The following is a 24,211-nucleotide window of genomic DNA, read 5'->3' on the forward strand; positions in this document are numbered from 1 at the left end:
TATACCCCTTAAGCAGACTTTGTCTGCTTTTTGCTTTTATATAATGTTTTTGTAACTAGTATTTTTCCTAGGTTAATTCAGGGAAATATAATAGTAAAACCATTAATTTTACTAGTTACTTTTGACAAGATTATCACAGTATAATTTTATTAAATGAAATAATTATAATTGTCTATTAAAAACGGACGAGGGTAAGGAGAGGGGGGCTATTTATTAAAATTCAATAAATAATTAGTGACCTCAAAATGATAACAAATATATATAGAAGATTGTGACATAAAGTAAACTTTATAAGAGTTCTATAATAAAGAGGCATAGAAAATGGAAAATAAACTAAAAGTTCTTCTCTATTCTGATGGCTCATATCAGGCCCTATCGGCAGCAGTCTATGCTGCAAATCTCTTGCAAAATTCTCCCCAAATGAATTTGACAATTCTACGAATTCAAGAAAAAGATGGAGGTTCATTAGGCGTAAAATATAGTTGGAAAGAGTTAAGGGTAAAGTGTATCAAATATTATTGGTCAAACTCTTCGGGTGCAGAATTTAATTGGTTGGACGGATGGCCCGTTAGTCCTGACCAGAAGTGGCTTAAAAAGATTCTTGATGGGGCGGATCATAAGAACACAAAAAAGTATGAAAAACTATTATCTCAAACCAACAATATTTTTTTGCAACGAAAACAAGACGTACAGCATCAGATATTATATTTGAATACTTGCTTTTCTGAGAAATCAAACAGGTCAGAAATTGTGAAAGCCCTTGCCGATTATGCTGAAAAAAATGCCTTTCAATTAATAATTATTGGTACACGAGGATTTTCAAAATTCAGAAGAACCATAGTTGGCAGTTTTTCACAAGAAATATTGGCAAAATCCAAGGTACCTGCCCTTTTAATTAAGAAACTCTCAGCAGAATTTATTTGTAGTTTTCTTTCAGACTCGTAATATAAAAATCACTGTAGAAAATATTATGAGAATTTCAGAAGGTCTAATAAGAGTGCTCTATTTGTCTTGTCAATAATCCTTTTTCGTTATTAGTGAAAGAATTCCTATTCTCTTATTGCATAGTTGTTGCGTGATTCCTATGTAGACGAAATAGGTCCAATCGCTTCCTCGATTGCAGGAAAGGGGAGTTTATCAATGGAAAAGAAAAGAATTAACTTTAAATTTATATTGGAAATCTTTTTTTCCTTCTTTAAAATATCACCGCTTTCATTCGGCGGAGGTTTTGCAATGATTCCTATAATGGAAGAAGAAGTGGTGCATAAAAAGAAATGGGTGAAAAAGGAACAAATTGTTGATATTTTTGCTATTATTCAATCACTGCCTGGGGCTATCGCAGTTAATGCTGCATCACTAGTCGGATATCAAGTAGCAGGAATTGTGGGGGCTATTGCCGCCTTTTTAGGAGTGATTTTGCCCACATTCGCTATCATGGTTATATTTGGAGCGATGTTGATTACATACCAACATAACTTTTATGTTCAAGCTGCCTTACAGGGTATAAGACCAGTAGTCGTTGCGATGATTGCCTCAGCTGCCTTTAAAATGAGTAAAGTGTCTCTGATAGATAAAACTTGCCTAGCCATTACTGCCTTAAGTATTGTGACCCTTTTATATCATAAAAGTTTAATATTTGTAGTGATTGTTTCTGGAGCTATCTTAGGAATTGTGCTTGTGAACATAAGGATAAAGCTCAACCGTCCTGTATCTCTAGTGAAGGCAAGTGAAAGAAAATGAGCATGTTTGAAAGTGTGTTTGTAGCCTTTTCCAAGTTGTGGATAGTAATTTTCGGCGGCGGTTATGCTATGCTGCCGCTTTTGCAAACAGAAATGAAGACCCATGGATGGCTGAGCACGAGTCAGTTAACAGATTCGATTGCTGTTTCAGCAATGGCTCCGGGACCCATTGCTACAAATACAGCGGCTATAGTTGGTTTTAAAATAGATGGCATCTGGGGCGCCTTAATCGCCTCGATTGCGCTTACCTTGCCGTCACTGCTTGTCATACTTCTCGTAGGAAAGGTGCTTGGCAAACTGCAGGAGCATCGTAATTTTAAAGCTGCATTTTATGGCCTAAGACCTGCTATCATTGGCGTTATTATTTTTGCGGCCATTAATTTTGCTGTCAGCAATCATATTATAGGAGGCAGAAATATTCTTGACATTAAAAGTGCCATTTTAATGATAGTCGCTTTTGTGATTTTAATAAGAACAAAGCTGCATCCTGTATATTTAATTATTGCAGCTGCCCTAATTGGAATACTATTATCTGTTATATAATAAACTAAGGGGCTGTCTCAAAATAGAAATTAATTTCTATTGAGGGGCAGCTCCCTTTTTCGTGTAATTATGCAAAAAGACGAGTCCAAAGACTCGTCTTAGCAAATATTCCTTTTCTGAGTTTTTGTAGAAATCCTTGATATTCCTTCAAATGCTTCTTTGTGACGAAAGCTTATAAGATGTAACTTGAAGGCAATTTTAGCTAAAAACACGTTGCTTTGGCTTTCGGATTGAAACTTTTACAAGGATTTAATTGTTACTTAATACTGCTAGTTTATAATAGAAATGGAAATACCCGATGCGGATATGCTGGCAAAAATAGTAATAATTACTCTATGGGAGTTGTTTTAGATTATTTTAGCGAATGATAAATACCATGCTTAAGAGTCCTCGCATTTTTAAAATAGAAGATTTTGATCTTTCAGCAAGACTATCCGAAAGCAAGGGTATTTATTACTCGTTATCTTTCGGATTTTATTATGTCTATCCTGATAGCAATCTTGATCCGTTTTAATCAACATTATACGGCCCTCTTTGCTTAATTAAAGAGAGCAAGCATGATGACAAGATTAGCAGTCGATTTGCTTTAATAGAATGGGTTTAGGAACAATATCGCCAATATTAGTAAGCAATTTCTGCTGGAAAAGTGGTAAGATAAAGATATTACATAAAGGTAACATTTAGAAAGGAGTAGAGGCTGGGCAATTTAACAATAGAGATGTACATCATGTAAAATAATGAATTAAAGCGATGCCAACTAAATTTGCGCAAGTAACGTCATAATAAGCTTACGGTTAAATGGTTCAGAGTGTATAAAAAAGGAGGGTGCAAAAAGGTGAGTCTAATCATTAAAGCAATCATTTTAGGTATTGTGGAAGGGATTACTGAATTTTTACCGGTTTCTTCGACCGGACATTTAATTATTGTCAATGAATTCATTAATTTTACAGGTAGTTTTGCTAAAATGTTTGATGTGATTATCCAGCTTGGTGCTATTCTTTCTGTGGTCGTCTACTTTTGGCATAAGCTTTTCCCTTTTGGAAGGCATAAATCGAGACTGGAAAAAGCCGAAATATGGGACATATGGAAAAAGACGATTATTGGAGTACTGCCTGCTTTGTTTATCGGAGCACTTTTAGGAAAACGCATTGAAGACAAATTATTTACGCCGGTGGTCGTCGCTTTAGCTTTACTTATTGGCGGTATTATTTTAATCATTATCGAAAACAAAAACGCCGGTGGAAAAATCAGCTCAATTAAACAATTAAGCTATAAGACAGCCTTGAGCATCGGCTTTATTCAGTGCTTGGCTATGATACCAGGGACTTCAAGATCCGCAGCGACGATTATCGGAGCGATGCTTTTGGGTTCTTCAAGACTGGTAGCCGCAGAATTCTCCTTTTTCCTTGCTATTCCCACAATGGTTGCGGCATCAGGATATTCACTCTTGAAAATAGGTTTGGGTATGACTGCATATCAGTTGCTGTTGCTGGCAATTGGCTTCGTAGTATCGTTCATCGTTGCCTTGTTCGTCATTTCTGGTTTTATGAATTACATTTCTAAGAGGGATTTCAAACTATTTGGCTATTACAGGATCGTTTTGGGGATTCTCGTATTGTTATATTTCAACTTTTTAAAGTAATTTGTTTAGCAAATCCGAACCTCCAAAGAAGATGAAAAAATTGAACGCATACGATGGGCCGGAGTGGATTCTCCGGCCCTTTTACCGCTATACATTACCAGTGAACGTCAGGTAAAGCAGAACTAAATTTAGTCCTATGATAAGACTAGTAATCATCCAGCCTACTATTTTGGTAAGCGGTTTATTGACGAAACTCCCCATTATGTCTTTACGACTGGTAATTTTCAGCATAGGTACAATAGCGAAAGGCAAGGCAAAGCTCAAAACAACCTGGCTCATAACTAGAGCATACATGGGGTTAATACCTGAAGCAATGATGAGTAGCGCCGGAGTCATAGTAATTAACCTCCGTATGTTGACGGGGATACTTAGCCCAACAAAACCTTTCATAATAGTTTGTCCGGCCATTGTGCCTACTGCAGACGATGATAAACCAGATGCCAGTAAGGCGACACCAAAAGCGCCGCTGGACAGAGTCCCCAGAAGAGGTTCTAGTGATTTATGCGCTTCTTCAATAGTATCCACAGCCATGCCATTCTTGAAAAATACTGCTGCAGCAACAATAACCATAGCAGCATTGACAAGAAAGGCAATATTCATGGCGATGGCAATATCAATTCGCTCCATACGCAAATGTTTTCGCTTCTGTTCCTCTGTTGTATCCATATTTCGGGCTTGCACTAGCTGCGAGTGAAGATAGATTACATGAGGCATTACTGTTGCACCGAGCATTCCAACGGCAATTAAGACAGCATTGCCATTGGGAAGCGATGGAACAAGAGTATGAATGCCGACCTGAGACCAGTCCGGTTTGGCCAAAAAAACTTCGACGGTGTAAGCGATGGTAATAACTGATACTAATGTGCCAATAATCCACTCAACAACTCTTTGTCCGTATTTTTCCATATAGACAATTAAGAACGTAAGAGCGCCTGTGAGGAGACCGGCATAAATCATGGGAATTTTAAAGAGTAGATACAATCCCAATGTTCCGCCCAGGAACTCTGCAAGATCTGTTGCCATGGCAGCAAATTCCGCTTCGAGCCAAAAGAACCAATTCACTCTCCGGGAGTAAATCTTTGCACACATCTCTGGCAGGTTATGACCGGAAGCAATGCCTAATTTCGCCGAAAGACTTTGTAAGAAAATTGCCATTAAATTGCTCCAAAGAATGACCCAGATAAGGCTGTAATTAAACGTAGAACCTCCGCTGATATTTGTGGCAAAGTTACCAGGATCAATGTAGGCAACGCTTACAATAAATGCCGGACCAATAAATTTGAGCATACTTTTTGCTTTTGTTGCAAAGGTTTCTTTTGGCAGCGATAATGGCAATGAAAGCGATGGCCTGGATAAATTGAACCCTTCACTCATTTTTTTACCTCCAATGTTACATTTGTATCGAATCTGTTGATTCAAAAAAACATACTGCTATACCTGACCGGCATAATTATAGAGAGAATATTTACCCCTGAAGTCCGACAAGGACTTATAGTTTAAAGATAGGGGACTAGGCTATCAAAGGAAGTGTCATGAGTGCTGACACCCAGCTTGGAAGATTATTTGGAGGAGATATATCGGTTTTCCTTAAGCCAAAGCACTGTTCGGGTTTCGAATATTAGTAAAAGGCTTAAAGTTGCTTTACCATCAGTTACTAAAGCTCTCTATAAATTGAGAGATGAGGGTTATATTAAATACGAACCATATGGAGAGATCAAGCTTACCGATAAAGGAAAAGAGTTTGGGGACTACTTAGTGGCGAGAAACCAATTATTGCAGGAGTTTCTTGCCCTTATATGTAGTCAATGCAATTTTGCTGCTGAGGCCGAAGCAATGGAGCACTACCTTTCAATAGCAACGATTGAGGCCATTAAAACTCTGGTGGACTTCATTAAAGCAAATCCGTCCTGGCAACAAGCGTTTAAAGATTTTATCAAGCTTAAAGACGCAAAATAGTTTTAAAGGTTAAAGACCTGGAGTATAGGATAAGCATTTAAGTGACCTCCTTATGTTATTCTTCAGGTTAACTAGGTTAGCTCTAGCTAACTTGAAGTTGTTGGTTTGAAAATAGGATACGTAAGAAATTCAAAACTGCTACTATTGGGTTTTGACAGTATTTTCCAAAAAAAACGAAGCGCCGCAAAACTACTTTTTGGTATAGTAAGCGATGCTTCTTGTATTATGTGGCCTTTTCCGAACAATGGCTAAAAACAAATATATTACCATAAAGTTCCTTGACGAATAATTGCAAACCGATTAGAATAATCTTTAAACCATAAGTAACTAACTGGTTACATACTTTTTTGATTTTGGTGGGGGAAACAATGAATAATGGCGCTAAAGAAAAAACTATGAAGAAGGTCGATGGGCGGGGGCAGCGTTCTGAAGAGAGTCGAGGACGGATTTTAAACTCTGCTACAAGAATCTTTGCAAAGAAAGGGCTTGATGGTGCACGAATTGATGAAATAGCCGAGGATGCAGGAATCAACAAACGTATGCTTTATCATTATTTTGGCAGCAAGGAAGACCTGTATGTAGAAGTATTACGTTTTAACTATGAAAAAATTTATACCTTAAGCAAAAATGCTTTTAACTTAGCTGATGACTCAAAAGAAAATGTTACGCGAGCAGTGCGGGCTTACTTTTACTTTCTGGCTAAGAATGAGGACTTTGTACGGCTTACCAGTTGGGAAGCACTAAATGGAGGTCGGTTTGCTAAAAAGGTAATTCCGCAATTCTTCGATCTTGTTGAATTAGAGTTCGGTGACATTATTAAGGATGGTATCAAACGAAATTTCATTCGCCCCGATACGGATATTCGTCAAGTAATTGTAAGTGTGCAGGCTTTGTGTCTTGTTTATTTTAACAGGCGTGAGATTGTTCAGCCTCTTTGGCAGGAAGATTTACTGTCTGAAGAAATGCTGGAGGTAAGACTGCAGCATATATTGGCTCTAATTTTTGATGGAATTTTTAGTCATGAGGAGGAATAAAGATCGATGGATGCTTTAGCGAGAATTAATTTTAAAAAAATAGGTGTTTTTATTTTGTTCATGGGAATTATCGGGGGAAGCCTGGTGATTTTTAATCAATACTTTTACAAACGTCAAGTTGCTCTGACTAATGAGCAACAGAGTTTGACGGCGACAGGCACAATTGAAGCTACGGATGTTATGGCTTCTTTTAAGGTTCCGGGAAAATTAGCCAAAACCTTGGTAGATGAGGGGAGTCAAGTAAAAGCAGGACAAGAAATAGCGTCCTTGGAAAGTGAAGAAATCAGTTCAGATGTTGTTGCCGCCCAAGGTGCTTATAGCGCTGCTCTGGAGAACTCTCAGAAAGCCGCCGATGCGGTTCCTTTAACAAAGGAGCAGGTCGAGAGCACGATAGCCCAGACTCAAGCTAAAGTAGCCCAAGCAGAAATAGGTGTTAAAGATGCTGAACAATCCTATGACCGGGCTACAGCGCTGTTTAAAGGAGGTGCTGTTCCGCAGAAGACATTGGATGATGCGACAAATGCTTATGATTTGGCAAAAAGCAAGCTTCAGGAAGCTCAAGCCGCTCTTCAACAGGCTTTGTCAGCTCAGAGCAATGTGACAATTGCTCAGGCGCAATCTGATGCAGCTCAGGGTGCGGTTACACAAGCCAGTGGAGCAGTAGATAAAGCAACAGCCTATCTTAACGATACTAATTTGCTTTCTCCGCTGACGGGCTACATTACTAAAAAGTACCTTCAGGCCGGAGAAATGTTAAATGCTGGTACACCTGTTTATGAAATAACTGATTTAGCAAATCCCTATGTAAATGTTTACATTAGCGAAACAAAAATCGGGCGTGTTCATTTAAATCAGGAGGCAGACGTAACTGTGGATGCTTATCCGAACCGAGTCTTTAAAGGAAAGGTCGTTTTAATCAATGGGGCTGGAGAATTCGCAGTAAAAAAAGCGATTAATGACCAATACGAACATGACATTCAGAGTTTTGAAGTTAAAATTGAATTGCCTAATCAGGATTTGGCGTTAAAGACAGGGATGACGGCACAAGTTAAGATCATAGAGGGGGCTAAGTGACATGGAACCAGTAATTAAGGTGAATAATCTGGTACAGAAAATTGGCCGCAAACCCCTTTTGCAAGGAATCACGTTTGAAGTCATGGCAGGTGAGTGTTTGGGCATTTTTGGCACTCGAGGAGCAGGGAAGACGTCTTTGATCCATATTTTGGCGGGAGTTGATCGTTTTTCCTCCGGTCAGATAACCATATATGGGCATAATATAAGAAAAACCGAGAAATTTAAACGCGATATTGGACTTGTGACTCAAGCAAACAGTTTATTTCGCGATATGACAGTCGTGGAAAATCTTGATTTTATTGCAGCTCTAAAGAAGGCACCAAAGGCTAATGTTCTTGAAATGATTGAACGATTTAATCTTAAGGAATTTCTCTCTAAACCGGCAGCAGCTTTAGACATTGGTGCTCTGCAAAGGCTTTCCTTGGCTTGCGCAATGCTTAATCGGCCGAAGTTGCTGTTAGTTGATGAAATTATGAAAGATATTGATTTGCCTTCCCGCAATCTTATTTTAAGTGAGTTGGAACAATTTTCAGCAGGAGGCGGCACTTGTGTTAGTGCAATTAGTACGTTGACAATTTGTGACTATATAGACAAAGTCGCCTGGTTAGAGGGCGGGACTATAACCCTCTATGATTTGCAAGAAGCCCAAGCGGAATGGGACAGGCAGGAGAAATATTACGCAGAACAGAGTGGTCGTTGTCATGCTTAAACAGTGTCGTGCAGTTTTAGAGCGTGAACTATTCTATATGTGGCGGGACAAGAGCTTGCGTCATATTTTGCTCATTGGTCCTTTGCTCGGTTTACTGCTGTTTGCTGGTGTCTATAGTTATCAACGGATTGGTAATATACCAACAGGGATCGTAGATCTGGATAACAGCAGCGCCAGTCGGCAAGTTGTTGAGGAACTGAAAAATAGTCAAAATTTACAGGTAGCAGCCTATTTTGACAGCTTTGCGCAACTGAAGGAGTCCATTAAAAGGGGAGAGGTTATTGTTGGGGTTGTCATTCCCGATAACTTTGGCAAAAACGTTGCCTTACATCGCCAAACTAGAGTAGCAGTAGTTATTGACGGTATGAATATGGCCTATGCTACCAATGCCTCAAGTGCTATTTTGACTGTGACAAGAACGTTTGGGGCCCAAGTAGGGATTCAAACTCTAATTGCCCAGGGAATTCAGGCCAACCAAGCCCAAGAGGCCTATCAGTCCATCGCTTTCCCGGAAGAAGCATGGTTTAACCCAACGTTGAATTACGCTTATTTTACAGTTTTAGGTTTTGCCTTAAATGTTTGGCAGCAATGTTTGACTCTCGCTGCCTGTATGACTATTATCGGCGAGAATGGTTTGCGCAGCTGGCTTCAAATTAAAACTTCCGGAATATCCTCAGCAGTGCTTTTCTTCTGTAAATCTCTGGTTCACATTGCTGTTTTTATGCTGATCGTTTTCCCGCTTTATTATTTGGCCTTTGTCGTTTTTAAGCTTCCACTGGCCTGCGGATGGCTAAATTTATTGTCATTCACCTTGATTTTTATTATTGCTCTGCATAGTCTTGGCACAATGATGTCGAGTATTTCCCGAAACGCTGTGGATGCTTCACGCTATGGGATGATTATTGCTTTACCGGCTTTTGTGATTTCTGGTTATACCTGGCCGCTTGAAGCAATGCCGCAGTGGGTGCAGCATGCGGCTTGGTTCCTTCCTCAAACTTGGTTTTTTCAGGGATTGAATTATTTGACCTTTAAGAATCCGGGCTGGGGATTTATGAGCCACTACTATTTGGCTTTAGGATTGATGGCTGTTCTTTTCTATAGCGTAGCGGCTTTACGCCTTATGGTTGAGAATTTCTTACCTAAGGGGGGATTGATGTGAAGCAGATTTTAAACATTGCTTATTATGAAATGATGCATATTTTAAAGGAGCGAGTTCTTTTCTTGATGATCTTTTTCGTACCGCTCCTCTACGCCTCGTTATTTGGTCTCGTTTACGTTTCTGGTATTCTGCAGCATGTCCCTCTTGGGATTGTTGATCTTGATCATTCTAAGGAAAGCCGCGATGTTGTTTCTGCCTTCGAAAACACCCCGGATTTTAAAGTGATTCCGGAAGTGACTACTTATGCGGCTTTAGAAAAGGGAATGAAAACCGGGTTGATTCGAGCGGGTGTTGTGATTCCTGAAGATTATTCTCAGAAATTATCTCAGCATCAACTCACCCAGATTTTGACCATTTATGATGGGTCTAATCTCATCTATGGGTTCAATACTCGCAAGTATTTTCAACAAGTGCTCAATACCTTCAGTGCTGATCATACTGCTGCTTACCTTAGTGGTTTAGGTATGACGAAACATGAGATCACGAATGTCATGGATACGGTATCCTACAGCATGGAAATTTGGTATAATCCGACCTTAAGTTATGCCACTTTCATCTATATGGGCTTAGCTCTTATGATTTTTCAGCAGATCGGTTTACTCGGAATTGGTTTGACGGCGACTCGGGAGAAAGAGCGGAATACTTGGATTCAATTTCTTAGTGCTGCCGTTTCGCCATGGAAGATCTTTTTGGGCAAAGCACTGCCTTATTATATTGCTAACTTTTTTAACTATGGTTTAGTCATGTGGGTTGCAGTGCGTTTTGTTAATGTTAAAATCGAAGGTTCGGTGGCCCTGATTGTTCTCTTGGGCTTGCTTTTTGACATTATTGTCGTCTCGGCGGGCTTTGTTGTTTCCGTATACGTTCCCAACTCTTTATTAGTTACGAGATATCTGATGCTAATTTCAGTCCCCATTTTTGTAAGTTCGGGATATTCTTGGCCCAGTACTCATATACCGAAGATCATCAATGAATTAGTTCGGCTTATGCCTTACACTTGGATGGCCGAAGGGTTTCGTTTGCTTACCGTAAAAAACTTAGGTTTTTCCTATTTGGTGGATAAGATTATAGTTCTTATTGTTATGGCTGCAATCAGCTTATTTTTCGCTTTAACCTTCTCAAAGCGAAGAAAACCTCCAGCTCAGACCGGTTTGGCTGTAAATGGTTCGATTAGTTATCCTGACAAGTCTTGCTTGCGTTTATAGGCCGGTTATTGAGATGAAGGTGCTTATCCTTTAATGACTCGGAAGTACTTTACTCTTTAGTATAAGGAGGAGAGGTACTTCTCTTTCTGATTTTTGCGGGAGGTAAAAAATATTATATACAATTCACATGAGGAGACTTTATCCGCACTAAAAAGGTATGATTTTGTAAACATACCTTTTTAGTGTATTATAACTATAGTAAATACATAAAGAATGAATAATTTTCCGAAATGGAGGTATTGCTTTCAATAGATTCGGTAGGGATGGAATCCTTTAACCTTCTGAAATGGAACAAAAAAATAGAACCAAAGTAATTGGGGTAATCTAATTTTAAATGAAGTAAGAAAGAGGTTTTAGCATGGCAGAAGCAAGTATAAGAGAACATCCGAATATTCGCTGGTTTATCCTCCTGACGGTATCAGTTGGTACATTTATGTCTACGCTTGATTCAAGTATTGTAAATGTTGCTTTACCTACAATTTCAACTGCCTTTAAAACAGACCTTGAAACATTACAATGGGTTGTTACAGGGTATTTATTAACCATATCAAGCCTCTTGCCAATATTTGGAAGATTGGCAGACATATTAGGCCGAAAACGCATTTTTTCAATTGGTTTTATTCTCTTTACTGTAGGTTCAGCACTTTGTGGCCTATCAACCAACGTTTTTATGTTAATCGGTTTTCGCGTCTTTCAAGCCCTTGGCGCATCAATGCTGATGGCAAACTCCCAAGCCATTACTGTCGCCGCATTTTCACCTCATGAACGCGGACGAGCACTCGGATTAACGGGAACTACTGTTGCCCTCGGCTCTTTAACCGGTCCGGCCTTGGGGGGATTAATAGTAGGTTTAGTGGGATGGGAATATATTTTCTACATTAATGTTCCTATCGGCATTATTGGTTTTATTGCTTCCCAGATCATTCTGCCAGATGATAAACCAACTGAAGAGCGTGAACCTTTCGATTTTTATGGCGCTTTCCTCTTTTCGATTGGGATGGTTGCTCTCCTTTTTGCAATCAATAATGGTGAAGACTATGGTTGGTCTTCAGCTCCCATCCTTTTGGGAATTGCAGCCGGCCTCATTCTTCTAATCTCATTTTTTATTATCGAACAAAAAGTTAAAGCGCCAATGATAAATCTATCACTATATAAAATAAAGCCATTTGCCATTGGCAATATCTCGGGTTTCTTGTCGTTTGTGGCTTCGTTTTGCAATACTATGTTAATGCCTTTTGTTCTCCAGCACTCTTTCAATTGGTCTCCGGAAAAAATTGGACTTTTGATGGCAACTTTTCCAGTCGTAATGGCAATCATTGCTCCAACAAGCGGATATCTATCGGATAAAATCGGACCGGTTTTTTTAACAACCGGTGGTCTTGTAATTATTGCTATGGGCCTGTTTTTTCTGGCGACATTAAATATCCAGTCTCCTATTTGGTACATTATGATCGGGACAATTCTCATGGGTCTTGGTTCGGGAATGTTTCAATCGCCCAATAACAGCAGTGTAATGGGTGCTGTTCCCAGGCATATGCTTGGTACAGCCGGAGGGTTAAATGCCCTAGTACGTAATGTTGGCATGGTAGTAGGCACAACACTGGCCGTTTCAGTCTATGACGCACGCCAAAATAGAATATTGACTGGGTTAACAAAACCAACGCTTGCCCAACAAGTAAGCGCATCCCTCTCAGCTTATCATACGGTAATGATTATTGGAGGCGTTGTTGCACTCCTTGCAGCGTTTCTTTCGATGAGTCGTAAGGGTTATGTATCAGGTGATCTTCATAAAGTTCAACGTTCTTAATACTAACTGTCTTAGATTTTTTTCTTGGCATTATTTTCATAAGTTACAAAATTTGCTGAGCAATCAATGATTTAAAATGCCGGAACGTGCACAAACGTTCCGGTTATGTTATTTTTATGTAAAAAATTTTCAGATATTAGAGGAAATCCATGGAATTACGTAGAATCGAAAAGGAGTATTCTAAAAAATTAATGCAAATAAAGAATTAATCAGATTTAGTAAATTATTGAAAGGGAGATGTTTCATTTGCCTATTTTCTCCAAAAAACCTTGTTATGAAGCAGACTATATCCTCAAATACGTGGGAAAAACGTTAAATGGCTTGAAAGTGGAGGAACCAAAGGTTGAATATCCAATTCATATATCATTTTTAAACTATTTTCGGCGTCTTTTTGATAATGAAAAACAAATGGGGGCTTCAACAAAAGAGCTTTTATCAATTACCGCATCTTTAAGCAGCTTTGATGTTGATATGACGCATATTTCAAGTAAATTGATTGATTTTGCTAAGGAAATGTCTGTCCTCAGTGAATCGAATTTAGCGGTTGTTGAGGAAACTAATGCCGGAATGTCGGAAGTTAATAATACAGTGCAAAACACTTCCGAAACTCTTTCTCAACTATCTGAAGCATCGGTACAGTTAGTAAATGGTAATCAAAACAGTCTTCAGGAATTAAAAGAGGTTAACCAGTTAAAAGAAGAGGTTATGGTTGATGCTGGTATTATGAGCGAAAAGGTTGATCAATTAGTTGATATGGCCAATAAGGTAAACGAAATTGTGTATGGAGTGGGAGAGATCGCAGAACAGACTAATTTACTGGCTTTAAATGCTTCGATAGAAGCGGCTAGGGCAGGCGAAAACGGAAGAGGATTTGCAGTCGTTGCGGAAGAAATACGAAAACTTGCCGACAATACCAAGAAGAGTCTGGAAGGCATGAAGAATTTTATGCAAAGCATCCAGAAAGCAGCTCAAGAGGGCAAACAAAGTATGGATAATACAATTTCTTTAACAGAAAAGATGAGTCATAAAATTGAAGTGATCACCAGTACTATGGAACAAGATGTTAGTATGCTGCAAACTACGATCACAGATGTTCAGCTAATAACTCAGGCCATGGATGGAATTCGAACTTCAACGCAGGAAATTAATCAGGCTATGGATGTTTCGAGTAGAGAAGCAGAAAAGCTTACCCAAATGACCCAAGTAATTCACCAAGATGCTATGATAAGCGCAGATTATGCAAAGAAAATTGCTCATATTGACGAGCAGCTTTCACAAATTGTGAAAAAGCAGATGAGTTCTTTGCATGGAACAGTAAATGCTATAACGAATGATGAGTTTTTGGACAACCTGCAAAAAGCGAAAATTGCTCACGATGCATGGCTGAAAAATTTGAAGCGTATTGTTGAGGAAATGGTCGTTTACCCTTTGCAAACGAATTCAGCTAAGTGTGCTTTTGGTCATTTCTATCGATCAATGAATGTAACCCATCCCGCTGTTAAAGATGAGTGGGAAGCGATTGATGCTGTTCATGATGAATTTCATAAACTTGGTGAACGTGTGATTGACGTTGTTAATAAAGAACAGCAGTCTTCGGCTCAGGAATTGTATCGACAGGCTGAAGTTCTTTCGGACGAGATTTTTAGACATCTGGATACAATTATAGAGAAAGTTGAAGAACTAACTAAACAAGGTGTAAAGTTGTTTGGAGGAAAAATAGAGGAAACTTGTTCTGAGTGTGCTGCCTGTTAAGCCAAAGGATGCGCATAGCGAATTAAAGGCGGTTGTTCAAGGATCAATCTTTGTGAGCCTTACCGCATTTCTCAAGGGACAAATTTACTCTTATGGACGGTAATTACCAGAAAACAACAAATAGCAGTGAGACGTGTGCTCACTGCTATTTGTTGTTGGTCAGGAGGAGTTATTTTTTGGTGAGTTTTTTTATCTCTTCCTCAACTTCTTGAGCTCCTTGTGCATAAAATTTTTCTTCATCTGGAGCCAATTCTTTTAGAAGTCTTATAAATTCGCCGGCATGGACTCTTTCCTCATCAGCAATATCCGTTAAGACGTCGATGGCCAATTGATTATCTATGGATTCAGCCAGCTGCATGTATAGCTGGATAGCTTCATATTCTGCAGAAATCATGAAGCGAATGGCTCTAATTAATTCTTGTTCAGATAGTTTGCTTTTTTTTGCAAGGCCGGAAAACGGATTTCCAAAATCAGGCATAATGTAGTCCTCCTCTATTTCTCTTTAGTAATATAAGAAACCCAAAATTAACATAATTCTGAATTCGACACATAAAAACAATTTCCTTTTATTTAAAGATAGGAAAAGTTTTATGCAGAATACAAGCGGTTGTTGCTAAGTTTAAAAAAGAAAAAGTGATTCCAAAAGTAAGAATTATAAAAATTTTCCGCCCGGAAGAGGAAAATAGGGTTGTCTTGAAGAAGTACCTTTTTATAGTTATTAATTGTAATTAAGAGTTATTCCATAACCTCGACAAATTTCTGCCTAAAAGGGAGGGTGCTGAGTTTCTTAGCTTAGATTAGAAAAAATTTCGATAAGTTTATAGTTTAGAAAGGAATGATTTTAATGATGGAAAATCAAAATAAACTTGTCGATTGCTCATCGTATATTTATCCGGAAAACAATATGATTAAATCAAAGTTCCTTTTTAAATCCCATGGTTTTATCGATAAAAATGATAGTGAACAATATAATCATTCGCTTAAAAACTATCGCAAGCTCTTTGACCATTTTCATGACAGCTTATTAATCATTAATTTAGAAGGACAAATTCTTGAAGCTAATAGGGCTGCCTTAGAAGCATATGGCTATACTCACAAAGAGTTATGCTCCATGAGAGTTCACGACCTTAGAGCAGAGGAGACGAAGGGGTTTGTTAATGTTCAGCTGCAAGAAGCAATTGAAAAAGGGATAACTTTTCAAACCTATCATGTCAGAAGAAATGGAGAATGCTTTTCGGTTGAAGTAAACTCTCATCAAATTATGATCAAATTTGAAAAACTTTTGGTCAGTATTATTCGAAATATTTCAGAACTTAAGTGTTTAGAGATGAATTCTCTTAACAGAGAAGACTTAACAATACTTGGCAAGATTGCATCAGGTTTAGCCCATGAAATTAGAAATTCAATCACGGGCGTTCATGGATTTCTCCAGCTAGCAATTTGTCAAAAGCTAACTCAAGATAAGTTCGCTGAACATTGTGCTCTAATGCTTCAGGAACTTAACCGCGCTGACTACATTCTGAGCCAACTAATTCTCGCCTCAAATGAAAAGGTTCTAAATTTAGAACTTAAAAACCTTAATCAACTATTAGGAACGATGATACCGTCAATTCAAGCCACGGTTAAGGAGCAAAATAAAACAATTAAATGTTATCTAGAGGAAATTCCGAATATTTTTTTAGATGAACATGAAATTAAAGAATTGATTAGGAATCTAGTTGATAACGCCTTAGACTCGATAACAAAAGGGGGGATGGTTACAATAACTACAACATCCTCAAATAAATCATTAGTTTTGCAAATTCAGGATAACGGCTCCGGCATAATTCCGGAAATTTTAAATCAGCTAGGGACTCCGTTCTTGACCACGAAGGAAAGGGGAATTGGTTTAGGATTAGTTATTTGTAAAAACATCGTATCTCGGCATAAGGGCACTATTAATTTTCAGACAGGCAACCTGGGAACGACAGTAAGAGTTTCCTTTAGTTTGTGATCTTCTTAGGGAGATATTGCAGCTGTAATGAAAGATGGTGAATATTCTTTGATTGTTAGAAGGAATATAAAGGAAAAGCGTAGAATGATTATAGCAAAGATGGTTAAGAATGGACATAGTATTAACATATTATCTAAACTATAAAAAGTTAGTTTGCCTTGGCATATCCTGACTAGTAGGAGGTAGGCGAATGAACGAAGATGTTGCAATAATTGAAGGTGTTTTTGATCTTCTCTTACCTGAAGTGCCATCGTCTCGATATAGATGGGGCAGAAAGGTTTGGCTTCGGGATATTGAAGTCGGGGCGAAAGGCAAACTCATATTTTTTGAAGATGGTGAATGTAATGTTACTAGTCTCAGCCGAATAAAAAGTATTAAAAGAACTTCGGATCACTTGGAAATTTATACAAATAGCAGTATATATAAACTAAGACTTCTTGTCAGCGAATCCGTTAAGGACGTATGAATTATTAAACCATTAGCTGGTAAAGTCTTTAGAGAATTTTATGATAAAACTAATGTAAAAACCAGGCATGAATTTATGCCTGGTTATAATTGTGCGTCTGTTACAGGTTATTAATAGGGCCTAAAATTCCCAAGTCCAGACAAATCCGTCATCTTGTGATCCCTGGGTGATTGAGATGTGAATCCAACTGGAAGGAAATCTCTGACTTCGATTTCGACGATATCCTTGGCCAGTTCCAGTACTTGTAGCCGAGTTTACAACATTGGTCGAGAAAGATTCGCCATCAGAACCAAGTTCTGACGGAGCAATTAACACATTACCGTTTTGTGAAACGAGGGCAACAGGCTGTACATTGCCAATGGATTTTAAGGACTGTCCATTTACCATTGCAGAATGGTAGGTGACCGATCCCATATTTGCTAAAGGATATAATTGTCCATTCTGATTGGAAGGATCTTCACTAATCCACTCAGCCGAAGTTCCAATTTCCTGTGCATAATCTGAGCTTAATGTTACAGGAGGAATTGTTTGGCTCGGTGTATTACCGTTAATGGTGAAAGTTAACGTCCATGTTGAGCTCGAGTCTGTGGAGGGGGCTATGCTTGCACTAATGGTGGCGCCAATTGGGACAGTCATGATATTTTGGGCGGTAGAGGGCAGTTCCTCCCAAAACACCTTAGCAACGGGCTGACCGTTTTCAATTTCTTCAATCGTCCCCATTTGCAAGAGATCTGAAGAGGATACACCTCCTAAACCAATCCACTGAGCTGCTACTGCATCTGGTTGATTTGCACTGATACTAGGAACTGTCCAGCTTCCGGAAACACTTTTATAGCTCTCTCCGGTATTGGGGGTATTAATGTATCCTGCCCAATTTTCAGATCCTTGGGTATTTTCTGGAAGGGTAGTTGTGATATTGTCGCTTTGTGGTTCTTGAAAGTAAGGCATTGGCATACGTTTGTGTTGGAAATTTCTAGACATCTCGAAAGCAGACGCCAGCTTCTGATTTGTTGCAGTGGGAATTGGAACGCCATTAGTAAGTGAGCAGGCCCCCAATCCAACCATGACAGCTAGAGCAAGAATTTGACTTTTAATTTTAATCGACTTAATTTTCAAATGGTATCTCCTCCTCTCCAGTTTGACTCAAAGAAGCATCAATGTAAATACAAGGTGAAGAAATCTGTTGGTAGTATTCTCTATTAATGAATAGAATCCTTCAAGGCAAATGACAGTTCACATTTTCTTAAGACAATGTTCACATTGTGTTGTAAATCTTCGGCCCGCGCAAAATAGGAGTAAACGGGTTCACCTATAAAATTTTGTTTAAATTTTAAAGTTTGCTTAATCTGTAAATTAATGTAGAATTATAATGTCTTAATAAGCGGGTCGGTGATGTGAAATTTAGGCAGGGGACAAATGTTATGGTAATTCTTCGAATCATGTTATGTGGATTCTTACTAGCGTCTGGCATTTTTACGTTATTGGTCGCAATATATTCATTTAGGAAACGTGATCCCGCCACTAATTACTTTGCTGTTTTTAGCTTAAGCATTACGTTCTATTCCCTTGGATATGCCATGGAACTGTACAGTGATACCTTGGTTAGGATGCGCTTTTGGAATTTTGTTGAATACATTGGTTTACCATTCTTACCGGCCCTTTGGCTTGTTTTTACTTTTGAATATAATAACAAACACATCGGACTTATTGAAAAGCTCTGTATTTTTATGATTCCTTTCATGACGTTTATTTTTCGCGTTACCAACAGCCTTAATCATTTCTATTATCTTAGCGTCAAAGTAACTTCTAACTACTATTTTCCCGTACTCTATATTGAAAAAGGTCCTTGGTACTGGGTTCACGCCCTTTTTGTAACTTCCTGTTTTATTGTCGCCAATTATGTGTATTACGCTGTTTATAAAAAATCAATTGGCCCTATTCGCCGGCAGGGTGCAATTTTGCTGATTGCATCATTACTTCCGTGGGTTACAGTCGTTCTTGATTTATTAAATCTTTCACCTTTGGATATAGATTATGGCCCTTTTGCAGTTACTTCTTCAGTTATCCTGTTTTTTATTGCTTTTTTGCGTTATCATTTTCTTAATATTAAACCTTTAGCAAGAGATAAGGCTTTTGAGTTAACAAATGATGGGATTATTGTCCTTGACACAAACTACAATATTATTGATTTCAATCCTTCCGCAGTTGTCATCTGTAATGATTTGAGAGAGAATGTAATAGGTAAAGATGTGCAAGTCGTTCTTGGAAGGTATAAGGGACTTGTCTATTCAATCCTTAACGAAGCAGAATCTCAGTGTGACTTAGAGGATCCGAAAGGTAATTATCGGGTAAATACCGTTAGAATATTGGAGGTAAATCATAGACAAGTTGGTTATCTTGTAACTCTGACCGATATCACAAAGTATGTGAATATGATGCAGGAGCTAAATCATTTAGCTTCCAGGGATGCCCTAACCGGTGTGTATAATAGAAGGTATTTTGTTGAACTTAGTTCCCGTGAAATCGTTAAGGCAAAGCGGTATAATCATGCTCTATCGTTAATCATTATAGACCTTGATTATTTTAAACAAATCAACGATACACATGGGCATCAGGCCGGAGATTTGGTATTAATTGAAGTTGTAAAATGCTGCAGAAACTCCATTCGTTCCATCGACATTTTCGGACGGTTTGGGGGCGAGGAATTTGTTATTCTTTTTCCGGAAACGAACCTTGGCGAATGTAACATCATTGCCGGCAGGATCTTAAAAAATATTGAAAATACAATAGTAAGTTACGAAAATAAACACATTAAAATTACGGCAAGTCTAGGAGTAACGGGAACTAATTTTCTTTACAATCAATCCTTAGATATCTTTTTAAAGAAAGCGGATCAAGCTTTATATCAAGCTAAATCGGAAGGCCGAAATTGTTTCCGCTGTCTTGAACTTTAACCTGTTAATCCAAAATGTTAGAGAGGTAAACCCAATGAAGATCCTGAAAACCATTGCTTTAATGGTGATAATTTTTGCACTAATGGGATGTGGTGCCGCTAAAGTAAAAACAACAGCTTCAACAATGCCTACAGAAAGTCAAACCTCACAGGGGCAAGATGCGCCTGCCGATCCAACGCCCTTAACGACGGTCTCTCTTCAGTGGATAGGCCTAGACAAAGATCAAGTAAGTCCGAATGATTTAAAGGCTGACGGACAACCGGACGGACATTTCCATCTGACTGTTCCCTTTAACCAATCGTCAGCTGTAAAATCTATCTGGATTCGGTATTCTGAATTTGGCAATTCCTTCAAATGGGGATGGATATATAATAAAAATCTCCTAATAGATGGATATAAGATGGCTGTTTTTGATAGCCTTGGTAATCAAATCTTGCCTCAGAATGATAATGGGTACAGGGTAGATGGTTTGACAGATTTCGATTTGTATGTTTCTGAACTCAATAATGAAAATGGGCGCGATACGTTTAAGTTTGAAAAAAACCAGACGTTCAATCTGGAACTTGATTATGTCACACAAGGTAATCAGGTAGGTCAATATACCACTTCAGTTCAGTTGACTGATTTTAACAAATAGTGTTAGACGTAGCCTTTATCCGGTTTTTAAGACCCCCACTTCTTGTGCTTACCTCATTGGACGAAATTATCAAAAAAGCTTCCCGACTGCTCAATACATCATAGCAGTAAGGAAGCTTTTCGTTTTAGAAGCTGCAAATTACTGATTTGCCTTACAACGAGTGCAATTGTTTGGTGTTGGGTGAAATGTTGCAGCTTTTATCGTAACATTTAAGTTTATGATCAATCATTTTAAGGTTTTCTTTTAAGTCCTCCATCTGTCTGAGGACTTCTTTTCGATGGTCAATAAACATTTGCCGGCGAATTTCGAGGGTCTCATCCCCTAAAAGGCACCATTCAATGTATTGTTTAATTTGCCTAATGGGCATTCCGGTGTTTTTCAAACAACAAATGAGTTTTATCCAATCAAGATCATCATCTGAAAATTCCCTATTTCCTGTTTTGCTCCGGTCGACAAAGGGCAGAAGACCTTCTTTGTCATAGTAGCGAATGGTGTGTGCAGTAAGATCAAATTTTTTAGCAACTTGGCTAATCGTATATCCCATCAAATACGACTCCTCTAATTAAAGTGTAATCAATTCATACGCCTTGCTGCCCAGCCCTAGTTTTACTGCATGGTCTATGCCTACTTTCCAGTCGGTGCTTGGATTTACGGCGGTAAAATGATCACTATGATTGTGGTCGCTTTTTTCGAGCAGACTTCCACTCATGACCGGCTGGCGGTTGACTGCGTCAGCGCAAGCAACATCGAGAGCAATAGGATCAAAGGAGGCAAACATCCCTACATTGGGAACAATCGGGATATCGTTTTCGGCATGACAGTCGCAGAAAGGAGAAACATCGATAACTAAGCTAATGTGGAAATGTGGGCGGTCATGGAGAACAGCCCATGTATATTCCGCCATTTTCTTATTCAAGATGTCATTAGATTCATCCCAAGCTGCTACAATTGCTCCAGTTGGGCAAACTCCAATACAACGACCACAGCCAACACACTTGTTATGATCGATAGACGCTTTATGATCAGTAACACTATTAGCGCTATGAGCACAAATTTTTATACACATCCCGCAGCCAATGCATTGTTCTTGCGAAACATGGGGTTTACCATTACTGTGCATCTCCATTTTACCTGCCCATGAACCGCATCCCATACCAATATTTTTTAAGGCGCCGCCAAAACCTGTAAGTTCATGGCCTTTAAAATGATTTAAAGAAATTATGATATCGGCATCCATAATAGCATGACCAATTTTCGCTTCTTTAACATATTCGCCGCCCTTAACAGGAACTAAAACTTCATCAGTCCCTTTCAGCCCATCACCAATGAGAAGGTGACAACCTGTAGAAAAAGGAGAAAAGCCGTTGACATAAGCAGATTCCAAATGTTCAAGTGCGTCTTTTCGTCCCCCTACATACAAGGTGTTACAATCTGTGAGAAATGGCTTTCCGCCTAGTTCTTTGACAATATCTACAACTGTTTTGGCGAAATTAGGACGTAAATAGGCCAAATTTCCTGGCTCACCAAAATGAATTTTTATGGCTGTAAATTTTTTGTCAAAATCAATTTGCTGCATTCCGGCAGTTTTAATTAAACGGTTTAATTTTTGCTGTAAGTTTTCATTTATTGTTGTGTGTAAGTTTGTAAAATAAACTTTTGACTTTTCCATCTATAACTCCCCCAGTATAAACATTATTCATACCTTAGAATAAACCTTAGAGTCTACTCTAAGTCAAGTCGTTTTTGTTTACAAGGGGTATTTTTATAAATTTTTATCTTAAATGGTTAGATGCACTTCCCAGTCTCTCTTTATTAACAACTAAATTAATTAATTAATTAATATAAGCTATAATAGAGAAGCAAGTAGGGTTAGACTACTTGAACTATGGAGAAAAACCTATTATAATTTAGTTCGTAGCTAGTCTTTAATGTATTAGATTAGGCAGCTGTATTAGATTAGGTAGCAAAGAAGCTATAATTCCTGGTATTTTCTGGGATATATAACTTCTCTTTTTTGTTTATCTGGAAAACAAAAGAAATAGAGGTCAATTTTACATAATTAATTTCTTAAATATTGGTATGTTTTTGGCGAATTTTTTTTAGGATTTACTATAATCTTCACAAGGTTAGCACATTCACAGTCGGTTTTGGCAGTATAAATATGGTTGCATTGCCATGGCACTTTTAGATACAGCATTTAAACAGGTCCAGGGATATGTCTAAACTATTCACGAAAATCGGGAAGCAAGAGGGCAATGCAGCTGTATTTTTGTGAATATAGACTGTCAAGTCAGGAAGAGGGGATGCAAAGACATTAATTTTGATAACGTAATTTAAGAATAATTAGTGGAGGAAAGAGCATGAAATTATCTAAGAAAATCAGTATTTCTACGTTAGTCTTTGTCATGATCTTGACCCTGCTGCTTAGTGGCTGCTCGCAAAGCAGTAAGCCGGCAGCGACTTCGGATCAAGGCAGCAGTCAGTCTGCAGGTCAAAAAATTAAAGTTGCCTTTGTTTATGTCGGACCTGTGGGCGATTTCGGTTATACTTATGCTCAGGATCAAGGCCGAAAATACCTGGAGTCACATATGAAGAATGTTGAGACAACCTATGTTGAAAACATTCCGGAAACTGCTGACTGTGAACGTACTTTCACAGATCTTGCTCAAAAGGGTTACAATATTATTTTCGGTACCAGCTATGGCTACATGGATTACATGAAAGATGTATCCAAAAAATTCCCGAATGTCGTCTTCGAACATTGCAGTGGTTATAAAACAACTGCCAATTTAGGCACATATTTCAATCGTGACTATCAAGCCCGCTATCTGACCGGTATGGTTGCCGGAAAATATACAAAGAGCAATATTCTTGGCTTCCTGGCACCGTTTGGTACACCTGAAGTCATCCGTAATATCGATGCCTTTACTCTTGGCGCCCAATCGGTAAACCCTAAAGTTCAAGTTAAAGTAGTCTGGACAAATTCCTGGAACGATCCCGCAACAGAAAAAACAGCGGCCAATAGTTTGATTGATGCCGGCGCTGACGTTCTTGCTATGCACGTAGACTCGCCATCCTTTGCTCAAACAGCTCAGGATAGAGGTGTGCTGGCCATTGGCCACGATTCAGATATGTCGAAGTTTGCCCCTAATTCTATCCTCGTCGGTGACGTTTCCAATTGGGGTCCGTACTTTGTTCAAGTAGTCAAAGAAGTTATGAATAAAACCTGGAAACCAACCCAATATTTCGGCGGAATCAAAGACGGCGGTGTTATTGATATTACACCCTTTAGCTCCAAAGTCGATAAAGATTTCCAAGCAATTGTTAATGCTAAACGACAAGATATTATCGATGGTAAATTTGTTCCTTTCACAGGACCGGTTTACGATCAAAACGGTAACCTCAAGATTAAAGACGGTGATAAAGCCACAGATGAGATGCTCCTTTCCATCAACTGGTTTGTCAAAGGCGTTGTGGGATCAATTCCCAAATCTTAACCGGCTAGAACAGAAGAATGATGTTATCCGCAAACCGGCGAGTT

At 38.6% G+C, this 24,211-nt stretch carries 22 protein-coding genes; 17 read left to right on the top strand and 5 right to left on the bottom strand.

What is annotated here, in order from left to right:
• Nucleotides 1–321 precede the first annotated feature (321 nt).
• From DEAC_RS16415 to DEAC_RS16430, 4 genes are all read left to right on the top strand, one after another.
• A complete protein-coding gene (locus DEAC_RS16415) occupies nt 322–945 on the top strand; it encodes a universal stress protein (protein WP_047811160.1) in 624 nt (207 codons plus the stop codon).
• Nucleotides 946–1,140: 195 nt separating this feature from the next.
• Nucleotides 1,141–1,740, top strand: a complete 600-nt coding sequence (locus tag DEAC_RS16420) for a chromate transporter (protein WP_047811161.1) — start codon at nt 1,141–1,143, stop codon at nt 1,738–1,740.
• A complete protein-coding gene (locus DEAC_RS16425; protein ID WP_047811162.1) occupies nt 1,737–2,282 on the top strand; it encodes a chromate transporter in 546 nt (181 codons plus the stop codon). The genes DEAC_RS16420 and DEAC_RS16425 overlap by 4 nt, the downstream gene beginning before the upstream one ends.
• An 835-nt stretch (nt 2,283–3,117) precedes the next feature.
• A complete protein-coding gene (locus tag DEAC_RS16430) occupies nt 3,118–3,924 on the top strand; it encodes an undecaprenyl-diphosphate phosphatase (RefSeq protein ID WP_047811163.1) in 807 nt (268 codons plus the stop codon).
• 87 nt (nt 3,925–4,011) lie between these two features.
• Here the strand turns inward: DEAC_RS16430 and DEAC_RS16435 are convergent, their stop codons facing one another.
• Entirely contained in the window at nt 4,012–5,298 is a 1,287-nt protein-coding gene (locus DEAC_RS16435; protein WP_083996238.1) for an Nramp family divalent metal transporter, read from the bottom strand.
• A 162-nt stretch (nt 5,299–5,460) separates the two neighbouring features.
• Here DEAC_RS16435 and DEAC_RS16440 point away from each other — a divergent pair, with 162 nt between their 5' ends.
• The 8 genes from DEAC_RS16440 (at nt 5,461) to DEAC_RS16475 (ending at nt 14,620) form a co-directional block, all read left to right on the top strand.
• Entirely contained in the window at nt 5,461–5,880 is a 420-nt protein-coding gene (locus DEAC_RS16440; RefSeq protein WP_047811164.1) for a metal-dependent transcriptional regulator, read from the top strand.
• 368 nt (nt 5,881–6,248) lie between these two features.
• Complete coding sequence (locus DEAC_RS16445) at nt 6,249–6,914, top strand: TetR/AcrR family transcriptional regulator (RefSeq protein WP_047811165.1); 666 nt, start codon at nt 6,249–6,251, stop codon at nt 6,912–6,914.
• Between the two features lie 6 nt (nt 6,915–6,920).
• Nucleotides 6,921–7,988: an HlyD family secretion protein gene (locus DEAC_RS16450; RefSeq protein ID WP_047811166.1), complete on the top strand. Its 1,068-nt coding sequence runs from the start codon at nt 6,921–6,923 to the stop codon at nt 7,986–7,988.
• Between the two features lies 1 nt (nt 7,989).
• Nucleotides 7,990–8,697, top strand: coding sequence for an ATP-binding cassette domain-containing protein (locus DEAC_RS16455; protein ID WP_047811167.1), 708 nt, complete (start codon nt 7,990–7,992; stop codon nt 8,695–8,697).
• Nucleotides 8,690–9,856 carry an ABC transporter permease gene (locus DEAC_RS16460; protein ID WP_047811168.1) on the top strand — a complete coding sequence of 389 codons (1,167 nt, stop codon included), beginning with the start codon at nt 8,690–8,692 and terminating at the stop codon, nt 9,854–9,856. The genes DEAC_RS16455 and DEAC_RS16460 overlap by 8 nt, the downstream gene beginning before the upstream one ends.
• On the top strand, nt 9,853–11,061 hold the full coding sequence (locus tag DEAC_RS16465) for an ABC transporter permease (RefSeq protein ID WP_047811169.1): 1,209 nt from the start codon (nt 9,853–9,855) through the stop codon (nt 11,059–11,061). The genes DEAC_RS16460 and DEAC_RS16465 overlap by 4 nt, the downstream gene beginning before the upstream one ends.
• A 358-nt stretch (nt 11,062–11,419) precedes the next feature.
• Complete coding sequence (locus tag DEAC_RS16470) at nt 11,420–12,868, top strand: MFS transporter (protein ID WP_047811170.1); 1,449 nt, start codon at nt 11,420–11,422, stop codon at nt 12,866–12,868.
• 237 nt (nt 12,869–13,105) lie between these two features.
• Nucleotides 13,106–14,620 (top strand): methyl-accepting chemotaxis protein, encoded by a 1,515-nt coding sequence (locus DEAC_RS16475; protein ID WP_047811171.1) that lies wholly within the window; start codon nt 13,106–13,108, stop codon nt 14,618–14,620.
• A 169-nt stretch (nt 14,621–14,789) separates the two neighbouring features.
• Here DEAC_RS16475 and DEAC_RS16480 read toward each other — a convergent pair whose 3' ends face one another.
• Nucleotides 14,790–15,098, bottom strand: a complete 309-nt coding sequence (locus DEAC_RS16480; RefSeq protein WP_047811172.1) for a ferritin family protein — start codon at nt 15,096–15,098, stop codon at nt 14,790–14,792.
• A 366-nt stretch (nt 15,099–15,464) separates the two neighbouring features.
• Here DEAC_RS16480 and DEAC_RS16485 point away from each other — a divergent pair, with 366 nt between their 5' ends.
• Both DEAC_RS16485 and DEAC_RS16490 read left to right on the top strand, forming a co-directional pair.
• On the top strand, nt 15,465–16,613 hold the full coding sequence (locus DEAC_RS16485) for a two-component system sensor histidine kinase NtrB (protein WP_053006476.1): 1,149 nt from the start codon (nt 15,465–15,467) through the stop codon (nt 16,611–16,613).
• A 190-nt stretch (nt 16,614–16,803) separates the two neighbouring features.
• The gene (locus tag DEAC_RS16490; protein ID WP_047811173.1) at nt 16,804–17,079 is read left to right on the top strand and encodes a hypothetical protein; all 276 of its coding nucleotides are present in this window, start codon (nt 16,804–16,806) and stop codon (nt 17,077–17,079) included.
• Nucleotides 17,080–17,199: 120 nt separating this feature from the next.
• Here the strand turns inward: DEAC_RS16490 and DEAC_RS16495 are convergent, their stop codons facing one another.
• Nucleotides 17,200–18,195, bottom strand: coding sequence for a G1 family glutamic endopeptidase (locus DEAC_RS16495; protein ID WP_047811174.1), 996 nt, complete (start codon nt 18,193–18,195; stop codon nt 17,200–17,202).
• 305 nt (nt 18,196–18,500) lie between these two features.
• On the opposite strand from DEAC_RS16495, the gene DEAC_RS16500 reads away from it, so the two are divergent.
• Both DEAC_RS16500 and DEAC_RS16505 read left to right on the top strand, forming a co-directional pair.
• Nucleotides 18,501–20,033 (top strand): histidine kinase N-terminal 7TM domain-containing diguanylate cyclase, encoded by a 1,533-nt coding sequence (locus tag DEAC_RS16500; RefSeq protein WP_047811175.1) that lies wholly within the window; start codon nt 18,501–18,503, stop codon nt 20,031–20,033.
• Nucleotides 20,034–20,067: 34 nt separating this feature from the next.
• Entirely contained in the window at nt 20,068–20,670 is a 603-nt protein-coding gene (locus DEAC_RS16505) for a hypothetical protein (RefSeq protein ID WP_047811176.1), read from the top strand.
• A 151-nt stretch (nt 20,671–20,821) separates the two neighbouring features.
• Here the strand turns inward: DEAC_RS16505 and DEAC_RS16510 are convergent, their stop codons facing one another.
• Both DEAC_RS16510 and DEAC_RS16515 read right to left on the bottom strand, forming a co-directional pair.
• Nucleotides 20,822–21,214: a MerR family transcriptional regulator gene (locus DEAC_RS16510; protein WP_047811177.1), complete on the bottom strand. Its 393-nt coding sequence runs from the start codon at nt 21,212–21,214 to the stop codon at nt 20,822–20,824.
• A gap of 18 nt (nt 21,215–21,232) precedes the next feature.
• Complete coding sequence (locus DEAC_RS16515; protein ID WP_047811178.1) at nt 21,233–22,339, bottom strand: DUF362 domain-containing protein; 1,107 nt, start codon at nt 22,337–22,339, stop codon at nt 21,233–21,235.
• A 691-nt stretch (nt 22,340–23,030) separates the two neighbouring features.
• Between DEAC_RS16515 and DEAC_RS16520 the strand changes: the two genes are divergently transcribed.
• Nucleotides 23,031–24,167: a BMP family ABC transporter substrate-binding protein gene (locus DEAC_RS16520; RefSeq protein ID WP_047811179.1), complete on the top strand. Its 1,137-nt coding sequence runs from the start codon at nt 23,031–23,033 to the stop codon at nt 24,165–24,167.
• Nucleotides 24,168–24,211 lie beyond the last annotated feature (44 nt).

This window comes from Desulfosporosinus acididurans (genome assembly GCF_001029285.1).
Lineage (GTDB): Bacteria > Bacillota > Desulfitobacteriia > Desulfitobacteriales > Desulfitobacteriaceae > Desulfosporosinus > Desulfosporosinus acididurans.